General features: G+C 59.0%; 19 protein-coding genes and 1 other RNA gene. 11 read left to right on the top strand and 9 right to left on the bottom strand.

Annotation, left to right across the window (positions count from 1 at the left end; translation table 11 throughout):
* Positions 1–231 precede the first annotated feature (231 nt).
* The 3 genes from MWU38_RS02110 (at position 232) to MWU38_RS02100 (ending at position 947) form a co-directional block, all read left to right on the top strand.
* Positions 232–342 carry an enoyl-CoA hydratase gene (locus MWU38_RS02110; RefSeq protein WP_247270179.1) on the top strand — a complete coding sequence of 37 codons (111 nt, stop codon included), beginning with the start codon at positions 232–234 and terminating at the stop codon, positions 340–342.
* Positions 343–573: 231 nt separating this feature from the next.
* Positions 574–735, top strand: a complete 162-nt coding sequence (locus MWU38_RS02105; protein ID WP_247270178.1) for a hypothetical protein — start codon at positions 574–576, stop codon at positions 733–735.
* A complete protein-coding gene (locus tag MWU38_RS02100; protein ID WP_247270177.1) occupies positions 732–947 on the top strand; it encodes a PspC domain-containing protein in 216 nt (71 codons plus the stop codon). The genes MWU38_RS02105 and MWU38_RS02100 overlap by 4 nt, the downstream gene beginning before the upstream one ends.
* A 71-nt stretch (positions 948–1,018) precedes the next feature.
* On the opposite strand, the gene MWU38_RS02095 is transcribed toward MWU38_RS02100, so the two are convergent.
* From MWU38_RS02095 to MWU38_RS02075, 5 genes are read right to left on the bottom strand one after another with little or no spacing between them, the layout of a single operon-like run.
* Positions 1,019–1,801, bottom strand: a complete 783-nt coding sequence (locus MWU38_RS02095; protein WP_247270176.1) for an SDR family oxidoreductase — start codon at positions 1,799–1,801, stop codon at positions 1,019–1,021.
* A gap of 17 nt (positions 1,802–1,818) precedes the next feature.
* On the bottom strand, positions 1,819–2,394 hold the full coding sequence (locus MWU38_RS02090; protein WP_247270175.1) for an NUDIX hydrolase: 576 nt from the start codon (positions 2,392–2,394) through the stop codon (positions 1,819–1,821).
* A 13-nt stretch (positions 2,395–2,407) separates the two neighbouring features.
* Positions 2,408–3,082 carry a hypothetical protein gene (locus tag MWU38_RS02085; protein ID WP_247270174.1) on the bottom strand — a complete coding sequence of 225 codons (675 nt, stop codon included), beginning with the start codon at positions 3,080–3,082 and terminating at the stop codon, positions 2,408–2,410.
* 18 nt (positions 3,083–3,100) lie between these two features.
* Positions 3,101–3,946, bottom strand: coding sequence for a TPM domain-containing protein (locus MWU38_RS02080; RefSeq protein ID WP_247271221.1), 846 nt, complete (start codon positions 3,944–3,946; stop codon positions 3,101–3,103).
* A gap of 40 nt (positions 3,947–3,986) precedes the next feature.
* On the bottom strand, positions 3,987–4,589 hold the full coding sequence (locus tag MWU38_RS02075; protein ID WP_247270173.1) for a LemA family protein: 603 nt from the start codon (positions 4,587–4,589) through the stop codon (positions 3,987–3,989).
* 181 nt (positions 4,590–4,770) lie between these two features.
* Between MWU38_RS02075 and mscL (MWU38_RS02070) the strand changes: the two genes are divergently transcribed.
* The 5 genes from mscL (MWU38_RS02070) to MWU38_RS02050 all read left to right on the top strand — a co-directional run bounded on the left by mscL (MWU38_RS02070) (position 4,771) and on the right by MWU38_RS02050 (position 7,433).
* Positions 4,771–5,208, top strand: coding sequence for a large conductance mechanosensitive channel protein MscL (gene mscL / locus MWU38_RS02070; RefSeq protein ID WP_247270172.1), 438 nt, complete (start codon positions 4,771–4,773; stop codon positions 5,206–5,208).
* A 113-nt stretch (positions 5,209–5,321) separates the two neighbouring features.
* A complete protein-coding gene (gene mscL, locus MWU38_RS02065) occupies positions 5,322–5,795 on the top strand; it encodes a large conductance mechanosensitive channel protein MscL (RefSeq protein ID WP_247270171.1) in 474 nt (157 codons plus the stop codon).
* Between the two features lie 204 nt (positions 5,796–5,999).
* Positions 6,000–6,221 carry a hypothetical protein gene (locus MWU38_RS02060; RefSeq protein WP_247270170.1) on the top strand — a complete coding sequence of 74 codons (222 nt, stop codon included), beginning with the start codon at positions 6,000–6,002 and terminating at the stop codon, positions 6,219–6,221.
* A 60-nt stretch (positions 6,222–6,281) separates the two neighbouring features.
* Positions 6,282–6,638, top strand: a transfer-messenger RNA (tmRNA) gene (gene ssrA, locus MWU38_RS02055).
* Between the two features lie 57 nt (positions 6,639–6,695).
* Complete coding sequence (locus MWU38_RS02050; protein ID WP_247270169.1) at positions 6,696–7,433, top strand: hypothetical protein; 738 nt, start codon at positions 6,696–6,698, stop codon at positions 7,431–7,433.
* A 3-nt stretch (positions 7,434–7,436) separates the two neighbouring features.
* On the opposite strand, the gene MWU38_RS02045 is transcribed toward MWU38_RS02050, so the two are convergent.
* The 4 genes from MWU38_RS02045 to MWU38_RS02030 all read right to left on the bottom strand — a co-directional run bounded on the left by MWU38_RS02045 (position 7,437) and on the right by MWU38_RS02030 (position 11,320).
* Positions 7,437–7,703: a hypothetical protein gene (locus MWU38_RS02045; protein ID WP_247270168.1), complete on the bottom strand. Its 267-nt coding sequence runs from the start codon at positions 7,701–7,703 to the stop codon at positions 7,437–7,439.
* Between the two features lie 151 nt (positions 7,704–7,854).
* Positions 7,855–9,117, bottom strand: coding sequence for an N-succinylarginine dihydrolase (locus tag MWU38_RS02040; protein ID WP_247270167.1), 1,263 nt, complete (start codon positions 9,115–9,117; stop codon positions 7,855–7,857).
* Positions 9,114–10,130 carry an arginine N-succinyltransferase gene (locus tag MWU38_RS02035; RefSeq protein WP_247270166.1) on the bottom strand — a complete coding sequence of 339 codons (1,017 nt, stop codon included), beginning with the start codon at positions 10,128–10,130 and terminating at the stop codon, positions 9,114–9,116. Before MWU38_RS02035 ends, MWU38_RS02040 begins: the two co-directional genes overlap by 4 nt.
* A complete protein-coding gene (locus tag MWU38_RS02030) occupies positions 10,127–11,320 on the bottom strand; it encodes a hydrolase (protein ID WP_247270165.1) in 1,194 nt (397 codons plus the stop codon). The genes MWU38_RS02035 and MWU38_RS02030 overlap by 4 nt, the downstream gene beginning before the upstream one ends.
* A gap of 139 nt (positions 11,321–11,459) precedes the next feature.
* On the opposite strand from MWU38_RS02030, the gene MWU38_RS02025 reads away from it, so the two are divergent.
* From MWU38_RS02025 to MWU38_RS02015, 3 genes are all read left to right on the top strand, one after another.
* Complete coding sequence (locus MWU38_RS02025; RefSeq protein WP_247270164.1) at positions 11,460–13,556, top strand: malate synthase G; 2,097 nt, start codon at positions 11,460–11,462, stop codon at positions 13,554–13,556.
* Positions 13,557–13,631: 75 nt separating this feature from the next.
* Positions 13,632–14,159 (top strand): hypothetical protein, encoded by a 528-nt coding sequence (locus MWU38_RS02020; protein WP_247270163.1) that lies wholly within the window; start codon positions 13,632–13,634, stop codon positions 14,157–14,159.
* Positions 14,156–14,521, top strand: a complete 366-nt coding sequence (locus tag MWU38_RS02015) for a hypothetical protein (protein WP_247270162.1) — start codon at positions 14,156–14,158, stop codon at positions 14,519–14,521. The genes MWU38_RS02020 and MWU38_RS02015 overlap by 4 nt, the downstream gene beginning before the upstream one ends.
* The last annotated feature ends 13 nt before the right edge of the window (positions 14,522–14,534 follow it).

The raw sequence follows: 14,534 nt of genomic DNA, 5'->3' as shown, positions 1-14,534 counted from the left end.
CCTAGCAGGGGCGGGACGAAAGCACAGCCTTGGTGAGCGTAAAATCACCGATACTAACTCTTGGTGAAAAATCCCAACCTTTCGGAATGATGAACGGCGCGCAAGGATTGTAACTTCGCGTAAACCGCAGAGTTCCGCCATTTTTCAAGTTTGGCACACCTCCTGCAATGTCTTTGGTGTCCCCGGATTAGCCGGGAAAACGAACCAAAACTTGAACTTAGGAGACCAATCATGACTGCCAACAACACCGCAAACCGCTTCGTCGCTGCTGCTTTCTCACTCGTCGTATCAGCAACCCTGTTCGCTTACGCCATCGTGCCTGGATCGCCAGCGATCGCATAACGACCACACGCTTTCCTCCCGAAAGCTCTCACCCTACTCACGAAAGGCCCCACCCATGTTTTCCAACGAAACCACAACCCGCTTCTTCGCCGCCGCCTTCAGCCTGATGGTGACCACCGGTGTTGTTGCCACCGCTTATGCGATGATCCCCGCAAGCCCCATCGCATAAAGCGCGGGCACGAGAACAGCGCTTCAAAAGCTGTCCGCAAATTCCACTGACAGGATAGGATAATGTACTCGTTTTTTGATCTTTCCAGCACGAAAGCGGCCAGGGTGATGGCCGGTGCCGGAGCCCTTTTGATCACCGTAATATTGGTCGCAGGAACCTACGCTGCCAATCAATCCATCGTTTCACCCGACGCCGCACTTTCGACCATAGGAGCCCTTGCATGAGCAATCTGACCCGCAACAACAGCCAACCACCCGCAGGCGGCGGCTTTCGCCTGGACAAAGCCAACGGCAAGCTGTTCGGTGTTTGCGCAGGGCTAGCCAACTGGTCGGGCGTCGACGCGCTGATCTGGCGCATCGGATTTGTCGGCGCGGTTCTTCTGGGGATGGGTTTCCCGATCCTGATCTACCTCGCAATTGCGTTGATCGCCGAATAGGTATCGCTCAAAAGCGAACCGCTGAACCGCAAGCGTAAAGGGGCCCTTCTGCAAGGCCCCTTTTGTTTTGCCTACATCGCCGAGATACCGCCATCCAGCTTGATCTCTGCGCCGGTCATAAAGCGGCTTTCATCGCTCGCGAGATAGACCACCGCATTGGCGATATCGTTGGGTTCGCCCACAAATTTCAGCGGGATTTGCCGCGCGAGTTTTTCCAGCAGAACGTCCTTGTCAAGCTGCGCGGACTTGGCCGTTCCATCAAGGATCGGGGTATCGACAAAGGTCGGGTGCACCGAATTGCAGCGGATCTGCATATTCTTCTTCGCGCAGTGCAGGGCGATGGATTTGGACAGCATCCACACGCTCGCCTTGGAGGCGTTGTAGGCGGGCATGGTGTCGCTTGCGATAAGGCCGGCGATCGAGCTGATGTTGATGATCGAACCCGGCGCGTGCTCGCGCATCAGGGGCAGCGCCTTCTGGCAGCCGTGAAAAATGCTGTCGACATTGATTGAAAAGCACCGCTGCCAATCGGCAAAGTCGCAATCCTCGATATTGCCCGGAACGCCGATGCCAGCGTTGTTGACCAGCACATTAAGTCCGCCCATCTGCTCGCGCGCCGCGTCCACGGCGGCTTCCCATGCGGCGGGGTCGGTGACATCGTGGCTGATCGAAAAAGCGGTGCCAGCGCCCATTTCGGCGTTGACGATTTTCGCGGTTTCCGCAGCCCCTTCGCCGTTGATATCGGTGGCAAGAACGCGCGCGCCTTCCTGCGCCAGACGGATGCAATGCGCGCGGCCCAACCCTTGAGCGCCGCCGGTAACGAGTGCGAGTTTGCCTTCGCAGCGTTTAGTCATTTCGTGTTCTCTCCCAATTATTCCGGTGCCAGATATTCCGGCGTAAGCAGCATCGCGATGCGCACATCGACGCCGTGGCCGGCCTCGCGCCATTCGGCAACGAAATCGGACAGCTTGTCTAATGCCACGCGGTGTACGGTAATGTTTTCGCCCTCAAGGCCTCCGCCTTCGCTGACCTTTTCAAGGTCGCTGGCGCGCAGCAGGGTGAAGCATTCGGACACCATGCCGGGCGAGGAATAAAATTCGCCCAACACTTTCAACTTGCCCGCTTTGTAGCCGGTTTCTTCCTCAAGCTCGCGCGCCGCGGCATCATAGGCGGCCTCGTCTTCTGCACCATCGTCATCGCCGACCAGCCCCGCGGGGATTTCGAGGCAGAAACGGCCCAGCGGAACGCGGTATTGGCTGACGAGAATTACATGGCGCGTGCCATCCGCATCCTCATCAATCGCGATGATGGCGGCGGCTTTGATCCCGCGTGTGCGCCCGACATATTCCCATCGCCCGCGCGTTTTGGCGGCGATGAATTTGCCTTCCCAGCGGATTTCCTCCGGCTGGTCGGCATCGGCGTCTTTGGTATAGTTTGCATGGCTCATATGAGCGGCGGGCTTAGACCTCAATCAGCCGGTCGGGCAACTCGTTTTCGTCGTCCTCGCCGCGTGGAAAGTGCTCTGACAGGACAAAACCCACATCGCGCACCCCTGCGGCCATGCCTTGGGCCACCTGGCCCTTGCGGATGCGCACGATCATATCGCCCATCGCCTCGCCCCAGACTTCCGCATTGACCTTTTCAGCAATGCTGTCGTCGGCGACGATTTCCGCGCGGTGTTCGCGCATGGAAAGGTAGATTAGCACGCCCGTTGCGCCGATTGTGCGGCGTTCTGCGCCGACCTTGAAGTGTTTGATCGCCTGATCGTGGGCACGCGATGCCTTGACCGGGGCGGGGATGAGGAAAAACTTCAAGGGCTGCCATTGCTGGAGCCCGAGCGCGATCAGGAAGGTGAGGAGACCCAGGCCGATGGTCATGCTGACCAGTTCGCCCGTGGTCCATTCATGACCCCAACCGCCGATAGCCGCGTCCCACAGGTTGAGAAATGGCGACGGGAAGGCTGCGAACAGGCTCATCACGGTGAAACTGAGGCCAAGCGACCACCACAGCGCGACATCGGTGTATTCGTCCGAGCGATCGGCAAGCACCGTCACGATCTCGCCAGAGGTGGTGAGTTCCGCCTCTTTAACGGCGCTCGACACAATTTTGTGCTGGTCTTCGTTTAGATAAGCCATGTGTCACCACCCCGCATTTTACCAGCCTCCCGAGGCGCCGCCGCCTCCGAACGAGCCGCCACCGCCGGAGAAACCGCCGCCAAAGCCGCCTCCGCCGCCCCAGCCTGAGCTTCCGCCACCGCCGCCAGACATGGCGCCGCGCGCAATGGCCGAGCCGATTTCCCACAGGATGATATTGCCAACCGCGCCCCTCATGCCGCCGCCGTAATCGTCGTCATCATCATCGCGCCGCTTGCCCCAGGGGCCTTTCCCCTTGGAGCGATATTTCCGTCTGCGCCCCGCGCCGCGCATGATGGGCAGCACGAAGAAGAAGAACATGAAGCCGATCCAGATGAGGAAGCCGAAGGGAAAGCCGCCGTCGCTCTGGCGGGTCTCGGTCGCTTCTTGCGCAACGCGCGCGGCCTCGTCCGGTGGGAGAACCAATTGCGATATGATCGCGTCGGTCCCTGCAACAACCCCGCCCGGCATATCGCCATCGCGAAACGCCGGGAGGATCTCGTTCTGGATGATGAGCGCGGACAGCGCATCGGTGAGATAGCCTTCGAGGCCATAGCCCACCTCAATGCGCACCTTGCGTTCGTTGGGTGCCACGATCAGCAGCGCGCCGTCATTCCTCTGCGCATCGCCAAGCCCCCATTCGCGGCCCAGCTGATAGCCATAGTCGGAGATATCATAGCCCTGAAGGCTCGGCACGGTTGCGACGACCAATTGGCGCTGGGACTGTGTCTCGAGCGCCTCAAGCTTGGCGGTCAGCTGCGCCTCAACGTCGGCAGGGATGATATCTGCTGTATCGACGACGCGGCCGGTAAGGGCGGGAAATTCCGGCTGGGCGAGGGCTGGAGACGCGATCAGCGCCCCCAGCATCGCCAGGATGAGAAGAAATTGGCGGAGCACGGTCGCTTGCTTAATCCGACGTCATGTCGAGCGTGGGGGCAACTTCTGCACCTTCGGTGACCGAGGTGTAGGGCTCAAGCGGCTCTGCGCCGTGGATGATGTTGGCGCCAATCGTATCGGGGAAGGTGCGGATCGTGGTGTTATATTTGCGCACTGCCTCGTTATAGTCGCGAATGGCGACCGCGATGCGGTTTTCCGTGCCTTCGAACTGGCTCTGGAACGCGAGATAGTTCTGGTTCGATTGAATTGTCGGATAGGCTTCAAAACTTGCCAGCAGGCGGCCGATGCCTTGGCTGATCTGCCCTTGTGCGGCGGCATATTCCTGCATCGCGTCTGCATCGCCAAGATTGTCGGCGGAAATGTTGACGCTGGTTGCACGCGCGCGCGCTTCGGTGACTTCGGTCAGGATTGCACGCTCATTTTCAGCAGCACCCTGAACGATTTCGGCAAGGTTGGGGATGAGATTGGCGCGGCGTTGAAACTGTGCCTCGACATCGGCCCATTTCGCCTTGGCTTCTTCCTCGGCAGTGGGGACCGAGTTGATACCGCAGGCAGCCAGCGTCAACGAGATGGCTGCGACGACGAAGCCGCGCCCGATCATGCGAAAATTCATGGGTTTCCCTTCCAAACAACTGCGTCGGCACACGCGCCTCGGCAGCGAAAATCACGTGTATTGGTGACATAGGGCACCTGTGCAACCGTTTCAAGCTATGCAAAGACTTGTAACGCGCCCTTTCCAAAACCGGATGAGCCATTAGGAGGCGGCGCCAACGAACGTAAAACTGGGGATCACAATGCTTAACGAATTCAAGGAATTTATTGCCAAGGGCAATGTCATGGAACTTGCCGTCGCGGTTATTATCGCGGGCGCTTTTGGCACTATCGTTGCCTCGCTTACGGGCGATGTCATCATGCCGATTGTCGGCTATATCTTTGGCGGCGCGGATTTCTCCTCGCAGTTCATCCTGCTTTCCGCACCCGAAGGTTATGAAGGCTCGATGACCGATTATGCGGCATTGAAAGAAGCGGGCGCGGCGATGATCGGTTACGGTGCGCTTATCACGACGATCATCAACTTCGTCATCCTGGCGTTCATCATCTTCCTGCTGGTGCGTTATGCCAACAAGGTGAAGGCCTCGATGGAGAAACCCGAAGAGCCCGCAGAAGAAGCGCCGGCCGGTCCAAGCGAGATCGACCTGCTGATCGAAATCCGCGACTCTTTGAAAAAGTAAGTCACACCGGCCCCGTCGCCCAAGACAATCCTTGGGGGCGGGGTCAATTATTACGGGAACTCCCTGTTTCTGGTATCCGTTCATGAACGGTCACCGGAAACAGGAGAACCCCTTTGAATTTTATCGCAGAATTTCGCAAATTCATTGCGCGCGGCAATGTGCTCGATCTGGCCATCGGTGTCGTGATCGGCGCAGCCTTCGGAAAAATCGTCACCTCCCTTACCGAAAGCATCATCATGCCCTTGATCGGGTGGGTGTTCGGTGATGTCGATTTTTCAAACTATTTCCTGCAGCTAGGCCCGGTTCCCGAAGGGTATTCGGGCAGCCTCACCAACTATGGCGAGCTCAAGGAGGCAGGTGTTGCCATGCTCGGCTATGGCGATTTCCTCACACAGCTTGTCAATTTCCTGATTATCGCCGTTGCTCTGTTCCTGCTTTTGAAGACAGTGAACCGGGTGATCGACGAAATGCAGGAACTTCAGGGCGAGGCCGAAGACAGCGCCAAGCAAGAGAACATCCCGACCGACCCGCAGCTTGATGTGCTCAAGAAGATTCTTGCTGAAATGCGCGGGGAGCAAGCGGCGTGAACTGCGATCACGCATCCGGAACGGGGTGGATCGCCAACGGTGCCGCAATCGGTTTTTACGTGGATAACGAGCGCGATTTGAAGAAATAAGGCGTTTTCGTGGCAATAATGTTGGATTTGATGGAACCTTTGGCCTATTGCGCTCTTTCTTCAAACGTGGGGTCGCGATTTCCCGGTCCCCATCAACCATTTGAGGGGTATTATTATGCGTAAGATTTTTGTTGCCGTCACTGCTGCTGCGTCGCTTTCACTCGTCGCTTGTGGTCCTGAAGCTGCTAACGAGCAGCAATCGGACATGCTTGAAGACAAAGCCGATGCGGTCGACGACATGGCTGAAGAAGCACCGACCGAAGCTCAGGAAGACGCTATTGAAGACGAAGCGGATGCCATTGACGATATGGCTGATGAAGTCGACACCGTCGGCTAATCGCTTCGCGATACTTTAGTGCGTTTCATCGCACACGATTTGGGCGGGCCGTAATGGTCCGCCCTTTTCATTTGGGTTCGCCGTCCCTATATATCACTCGTCCGTTTCGGCGGACTATGGCGATAAATTGCTGTGTGCAATAGGTACAACGGACCCGGGGGCAGTACCCGGCGGCTCCACCATAAAGCCCCGAAAGCCAATTGGTGAACGGGGAGTTTTGACGGGGCCGAACTAGGATCGACGTGGACTGAAAAGCGTAGTTTTTGCCCGGGCTGAGTAACCCGTAAAACTGTTCATCTTTATAAGTGCAAACGATAACGAAGCACTCGCAATCGCAGCGTAATGTGACGGCCTAACGGCCTGAATTTACAAAGCCTATGCGCGGTTGGACCCACCGGGCAACAGAAGCGGATTCCGGGGCTCCGGGGGTAGCTAGCAACAGAAACCCCCACCTGCCTTTGTCGAGGGAAACCTGTGATCAAACCCGCCTTGTTTGTTGCCGCCGCATCGGCGCTCACACTTCTCACTCCTTCCACCTCCAAAGCGGAAAGCTATCAACAATATCTTGAACGCCTGCGCGACATCTGCTCGGTCGAATGCCTTGAGCCGCGCCGTTTCCAGATCGCTGCGCGCAAACGTTCGAGCGAGGCGGTGGACGACATGGCGCTCGTCATGGATGTGGTCGAAGTGCGCGCATCGGGCGACAAGTTCGAGCTGCACAATATCATCTCCGATTCTTCCGCTCTGGTTGAGCTTGACCTGCTCGCTTCTGCCGGGATCGACACGAGCTTTGGTTCAGGCGTGGGCGGGCGCACCCGCAACCGCGTCGCCGGGCGCAGTCCGGAAGTTGTGGTGATCGAGCTGGACAAGGCGACATTCACCGACATTCTCAACACGAAAAACCTGCTTGCGCCGCAGACCGGGCGTGCGGCGTCAGAAAGCGGTGAGAGTGAAGGCAAGGGGATCGTCGTTGAACGCGATGGCGAAACCAAAATGGTCGAAGCAAGCCTGCCGCGTCTGCGCTCCTATTTCCGCAATCGCCGCGTGGTCGTGCGGGGCCAACCGCGCCTCACCCCGGTATATGTCGGGGCGCGCCTTGATCGCCGGCGCAAACAGGTGACGTTGATGGTCGACAATGCCGAAGATATCGCCCTACTGCCGGTGTATGACGAGAATGGCGAAGCGGTCATCGTGGACCCGCTTAACAAGTAGGCGTCAGTCGCGCTTTTCGCCGCGATCGGCGGCCAGCTCTGCCTTCAATTCCTCAAGCTCGTTTTTCGTCTTGAGCGAATCCAGAATAGCCGCGCCACCCATCAGGACCGCCAGGCACGCCGCCAGGAACAGCGCCTCACCCCAATAGGGCGGGAAGCTTTCGAGATAGGCATAGCCGCGGTTGGTCGCACCAAGAGCAAGCGCATAAATAATCGCGAACGCTTCAAAGCGGTTCTTGATCACAAACAGTCGCCCGATCTTGTTTAGCATAGTTGCTCCTTGGTGCCCATCTTACAGAGCAAGCCCCATGCCAAGCACGCAAAGCTGGGGCTCTCGAAGGTTAATGGTTACCTGAGTGTAAACACCTCCGACAAGGCGGCGCAATGGCGTTAACCGTCTTGCGTGGTCAGACTTGGGAAAACTACGCAAGAACCCCAAGGTCGAGCGCGTCGAGCAGTGCCGCACGCGCGTCGATCACGCTCTTGGCGAGCGCCTCGCTGCCGATATCGGCAGGGTCGATCTGTTCAGGCCAGCAAGCGGCGATGACCGCTTCAATCCTGTCGGCCTTGGCCTCATCGAGCTGGAAGCGCGGATCAACCGTGGCGGGATCGCACACCACGCGCAGGCGCAGGCAGGCTGGACCGCCGCCATTCGCCATCGACTGGCGCACATCGACGGGCACGACTTTGTGGATTGGGCCGCCCCCTGATTTCGCGCTGGCCATCATTTCTTCGCAATAGGCCCACACGCTCGGGCTTTCGCGGCATTCTTCGGGGACGATAAGGTTCATCGTGCCATCGGGCAGGGTGATAAGCTGCGCGTTGAAGAGATAGGTGCGGATCGCTTCGGCCATTGTGACCTTGGCGGACGGCACCTCAACCACTTCCAATGCAGGGAATTTCGCGCGGATTGCCTCGTAGGCGCCTTCTTGGTCGGCGAAGGCTTCCTGGTGGGTGAATAGCACCCGCTCGTTTACCACGCTCACCACATCATTGTGAAACGCGCCCGCTTCGATTGCCTCGGGGTTTTGCTCGATAAAGACGCATTTGTCGGGACTAAGCCGGTGCTGGCGCGCGACGAGGCGGCTGGCCTGTTCGTGCTGGCGCGCGGGGAATTTGCCGCCCGGCCTGCCATAGACAAAAAGCTCGACGCCGGCTGCGCCGTGCGTGTCGCAAAAGCGCCCGTGGTTAGCCGCACCCTCATCGCCGAAGGTGGGGGGCACTGCATCGTGCACGGTAAAGTGGTCCCGATCGCCAAACGCAATGTCGAGCTGCGCCTTGGTGTCTTCCCATTCCTGCGCGCGGTGGAGCATGGTGATGAGGTTGGCCGGCGTCAGGTGACATTTGCCGTCGGCTGTGTCCGGCGCGGGTGAGACCGTCGCGGCATTGGCGGTCCACATACTAGACGCTGACCAGGGCGCTGCGCGCAATGGTGCGGCCTCGGTGCCGTCGAAGCTGAGTGCGTTTTGCAATGCGCGATTGGGGCGGGGCAGGGGCAAGAGAAACCCTTGCACGCCCAGCGCCGACAGGTTGCGGCGCATCTTCGCCATCCCCTGAAGCGCGGCGGCGCGCGGGTAGGAGGGATCGCCCTTGTGGCTGGCGCTCGCGATATTGCCGAGGCTGAGGCCAGCGTAATTGTGACTTGGCCCAACGAGCCCGTCGAAATTGATTTCTGTAAGGCTCAACGCGCAACGCTCCATACCGTGTCGCCTTCGGAAACATCCAAAGTGTCCGCAGCGGCCGCATCAATCGCGATGCCGCCGTCTTTATCCAGAACGCGCGCGCCATAGCACGAGCGGAAATCGGACAGCGTGCCGGTGGCCAGAATGGCGCGTTCGCCTTCGCCAACGTCCATCTTTGTCACCTTGGCGGCAACGCTGTCCTTGACGCTTGTCACCTGATCGGTGCGTGCGGTCATGGTCGGGCCGCCGTCGAAGATGTCGACATACCCTTCATACGCGAAGCCTTCGTTTTCGAGCATCCGCATCGCCGCGCGGCCTGAAAGGTGCGGCACGCCGATGACCTTGCGCGCTTCTTCGGCGAGCATGGCGACATACACCGGGTGCTTGGGCATCAGATCGGCGATGAACTGGTTGCCATTGATCGCGTTGAAATAATCCGCCTCGTTAAAACTCATCCCGAAAAAGCGTCCGGCAACATTGTCCCAGAACGGGCTGTCGCCGCGCTCGTCGATAATACCGCGAAGCTCTGCGATGACGCGGTCGGCAAAACGCTTTCGATGCATGGCGATGAAGAGATAGCGGCTGCGCGCAAGAAGCAGCCCGTGGCCACCGGCGCGTTCATTGGGGTGAAGGAAGAGGCCGCCGACCTCGCTCGACGCTTCAAGGTCGGTGACGAGATTGAGCATCTCGGTGCGAACCGTGCGGTCGAGTTCCTGACTGTATTGGGTCAAAGTGTTGAGGCGGTAGGAATAGAACGGCCATTGCTGGCCCACCATTGTCATCAGCTGGCACGTGCCGCGCACTGCGCCTGATTTCGTATCTTCGAGGACCAGAACGAATTGCTCATCGACCAGTTCATCTTCGGTGTTATCAAAGGCTTCAACCGCGCGGGTGAGCTTTGCTGTCAAGGCGTTGCGATCCGCAGGCAGGTTGGTGAAACCGCCGCCGGTCAGCTTTGCCATCTCATAAAGATGCTCAAGATCAGAAAGGCGCGCAGGCCGAAGGCGAAAACTCAAGAGATGGCCCCTTCATCAAGACGTTGGATCACGCGTGCAGAGAGTGCGGCGCGTTCGGCCAGACTTTCGGTGATCATAAATTCCTGCGGGGAGTGGATTGAACCCCCGCGAACGCCCATGGTGTCCACGACCGGAACCCCGCAAGCGGCGATATTGTTGCCATCGCACACGCCGCCTGTCGACTTCCATTTGATTGTCTGGCCAAGTTCTGCACCGCATTCGCGCACGAGGTCGAACAGCTTTTGCGCCTTCTCATCAACGGGCTTGGGCGGACGGCTGACCCCGCCGTGGGTGTGAGTGGACACCTCGTGGGCCGTTTCAATGCTGACAAGCAGCTGCTTGAGATCGCGTTCGAATTTCTCGCCTGCCTCGATGGACTGCGGGCGGATGTTGAAGCGCAGGATGGCATGATCGGGCACGACATTATTGGCGCTCCCGCCTTCGATCTTGGCAGGGTTCACCGAGATATCGGGGCAATGCATAGCTTTGAGCCTTACCGCCAGATCAGCGGCAGCCACGATGGCGTTGCGTCCATCATCGGGATTGCGGCCCGCATGGGCCGATTGCCCGGTGATGATCACCGAATAATTGCCGCTGCCGCCGCGCGCATGGGCGAGTGTCCCATCAGGAAGCGCAGCCGGCTCATAGGTGAGCGCCGCCAGCTTCCCGCGCGCGAGTTCTGCGATAAGGCCGGCGCTTGCAAGCGATCCCGTTTCCTCATCGGAATTGAGCAAGACGTCATAGCCAAGCGAGCCCGCTCCAGCGCCGCGCTCAAACGCCATCAGGGCATGAAGCATGACCGCAATCCCGCCCTTCATATCGGCAACGCCCGGCCCGCCAAGCACCCCGTCCTCAAGCCAGGTCACATCCTGAAAGAAATAGTCCTTGGGAAAGACGGTATCCATGTGTCCGGTGAGCAGGATGCGGCGATTGGCCGTGGGGCGAACGCGCAACACCATGTGCTTGCCGTGGGGCTTTTCAACCTCTTCGCCGCTTGCGTTCACCACGGTCACGGGCGCGGGATCGACATACTCTATCTCGCCCGGAAGCGCGGAGAAGGCCTCAGCCAAAACGTCGATCTGGCGCGCGAGGCCATCGAGATTGGCGGTTCCGGTGTTGATCCTGGACCAGGCGATCACCTGGCTTAGCATTGTGTCCTGATCGATATCGGAAAGGCTGGTTGGTTTCATAAGAAACCGTCTAGGCCGCGCCCCTGTAACTATCAAGGGGACCGGGCGACGGCGGGATTGCAATATGCGGCAAGCTTCGCCATAGGGCGCTCACGTCCTCCTCCCCAGGATCCAACCCACTTGGTATCTGAGGACTTCTATGCACAATTACACCACCCGCGCTGGTCTTTCTGTGGACGCTCCACTTGCTGAGCTTCTCGAAACTCAGGTCCTCGCGCCCCTTGGCCGCGATGTGGACGCCTTTTGGCGAGGGTTCGCCGATCTTCTTGCCGCCCATGCGCCGCGCAACAAGGCGCTGCTGGAAAAGCGCGAAGACCTGCAATCCAAGATTGACGCCTATCACACGGAGCGCGCCGGCAAGCCGCACGATGCAGCCGAATATCAGGCGTTCCTGCGTGACATCGGCTACCTCGTGCCAGAGCCCCAAGACTTCCAGATCGGCACGCAGAATGTGGACGCAGAGATTGCGACGATGGCGGGGCCGCAGCTGGTGGTGCCCATCCTCAACGCGCGCTTCCTCCTGAACGCGGCCAATGCACGCTGGGGTTCGCTCTACGACGCGTTCTACGGCACCGATGCATTGGATGCGCCAGCAGCGCGCCCGGGCGGCTATGACGAGGAACGCGGCGCAGCCGTAATCGCGCGCGGTCGCCAATTCCTCGATGAAACGCTGCCGCTGGTGGACCAGAGCTGGGCGGACCTGAAGGACGAGAACGACGGCAAGCTTCGGGACGAAAGCCAGTGGGTCGGTCACACCGAAAAGGGCCTTTTGTTCCAGAACAACGGCCTCCACATCGAAGTGGTGTTCGATCGCGAAAGTCCGATTGGCAAAACCGACAAGGCCGGCATTGCCGACATCAACCTCGAAGCCGCGCTCACCACGATTGCCGATTGCGAGGATTCCGTCGCCGCAGTCGATGGTGAGGACAAGCATCTCGCCTACACCAATTGGCTTGGCATTATCCGGGGTGATCTGGAGGAAAGCTTTAACAAGGGCGGCAAAACGCTCACGCGCAAACTCAACGGCAACAAGACCTACAAGGATGGCTCGGGCAATGAGCACTCGCTCTCCGGCCGTAGCCTCATGTTCGTGCGCAATGTCGGGCACCTGATGACCAATCCGGCGATCCTGCTACCCGATGGAAGCGAAGTGCCCGAAGGCATTATGGACGCTGTTTTCACCAGCGCAATCAGCACCTTGGACGTGGAAGGTCACGCCAAATATGGCAATTCCAAACACGGTTCGATCTACATCGTGAAGCCCAAGATGCACGGGCCGGAAGAATGCGCCTTCACCAATGATCTCTTCAACGCGGTCGAAGACTTGCTGGGCCTCAAACGCCACACGATCAAGGTCGGCGTCATGGACGAAGAGCGCCGCACTTCTGCTAACCTTGGCGCTTGTATCGAGGCGGTGAAGGACCGGATCGTCTTCATCAACACTGGCTTCCTCGACCGCACGGGCGATGAAATCCACACCTCGATGCGTGCAGGGCCCATGATGCGCAAAGGCGCGATGAAGGGTTCGGATTGGCTCGGCGCTTACGAAGCGCGCAATGTCGCGATTGGCCTCAAGCACGGTCTTTCGGGCAGGGCGCAGATCGGCAAGGGCATGTGGGCCGCGCCCGATATGATGGCCGACATGATGGAGCAGAAAATCGGCCACCTTCGCGCAGGTGCCAACACCGCATGGGTCCCATCGCCCACCGCCGCAACGCTCCACGCGATCCACTATCACCGCGAAAACGTATTCGATATTCAAAAAGAGCTGCCCGAACCCGCAGGCCTCGACGCTCTGCTCACCATCCCGCTTGCAGAGGGCACAAACTGGTCGGATGCAGAGCTTCGCGAGGAACTCGACAACAATTGCCAGGGTTTGCTTGGCTATGTCGTGCGCTGGATCGATGCAGGCGTTGGCTGTTCGAAGGTCCCCGACATCAACGACGTGGGCCTGATGGAAGACCGCGCGACGCTTCGCATTTCCTCGCAGCACCTCGCCAACTGGCTGCTGCACGGCGTTGTCACCAGGGATCAGATCATGGACAGCCTCACCCGCATGGCAGCCAAGGTGGACGAGCAGAACGCGAATGATCCGACCTACCAACCGCTTATCGGCAACGAGGACGCGCCTGCTTTCCAGGCAGCCAAGGACCTGATTTTCAAAGGCGTGGAGCAGCCGAGCGGGTATACCGAGCCGCTGCTGCATGAGTGGCGGCAGGTCAAGAAGGCGGGGTAAACCCTTTCTCCACCATAAGCGGTTACGGTGTTCGATGATTGCAGCGGGCGATCATTGGACACCGGAGGCGTGCAAATGGGCGAGATTATCGAGCAGATATACCTGGCGCTTGTCGGCGCGCTCAGCCTTACCGTATTTGGCGGGATTGCACTCTACATCATGAGCGCGAGCTATTCGCGCTGGCGAGATTTTGAGCGTCACTACGCTACGACGACATTGCCAAAGACATTGGCAAAACGGATGGCGGGGGCGGTCAGGATTTCGCAGCCGGGCGCTCGCTGGGGGCATTTATCGGGCGACCTTAAATCCTATCGTCACCCCCCTGTGCACGTTCGTGTGCACAAAGACGGGCTGAGCCTGTCCATGGTTCAGCCTTTCAAATTCGGCCATCGCGATCTTTTTCTGCCATTCTCCAAAATGACGGTGGAGCCTGCCGCCTGGGATATGCTGAGCAACGAATATGGCATCCAGATGAAAGATGTCGAAGGCATCGAAATCGTCATGTTCTCCAACATTATGCAGTGGGCAGCCGAGCATTCAGAAGTCCTCGACCTGATGCTTCAGCGCGCAGAAGTGGTCCGCGATCTGGAACGCGCGTCTTGACCAAGGGCAAACTCAAGTTTTCGGTTGCGGTTTACGGCGCGCTTATCCTGCTTTCGCTCAGCCCCGTCGCGCCTTTGTTGGGACTGATTGTCGCGCTGGTGTTCGTCGCTCCGGTGCTGGCGCTCTTTGCACTCGCGGGAGGAATTGCAGGCGGATACGACGCGGATCAATTCGTGGCGGCAAGTTTTCTGGCGCTTGGTACCTTGAGCGCCTTCACCGCGCTATTCCTGCTCTACCGCGCAGCAACAGCTGCAGAAGAAGGGGAGCGCGACAGCGCCCGTATGATGGTGAGCTTCGCGATCAGTGTCGTTACCGCGCCGGCGGTGATGTATCTGTGTTACCGCTCGCTCGGTATCGGATAAAGGTCACACCGCT

It is taken from the genome of Qipengyuania sp. S6317L1 (assembly GCF_023015615.1).
In the GTDB taxonomy this organism is placed as follows: domain Bacteria; phylum Pseudomonadota; class Alphaproteobacteria; order Sphingomonadales; family Sphingomonadaceae; genus Erythrobacter.
The sequence above is the reverse complement of the archived record's forward strand: the minus strand, read 5'-3'. Positions and strand labels throughout refer to the sequence as shown.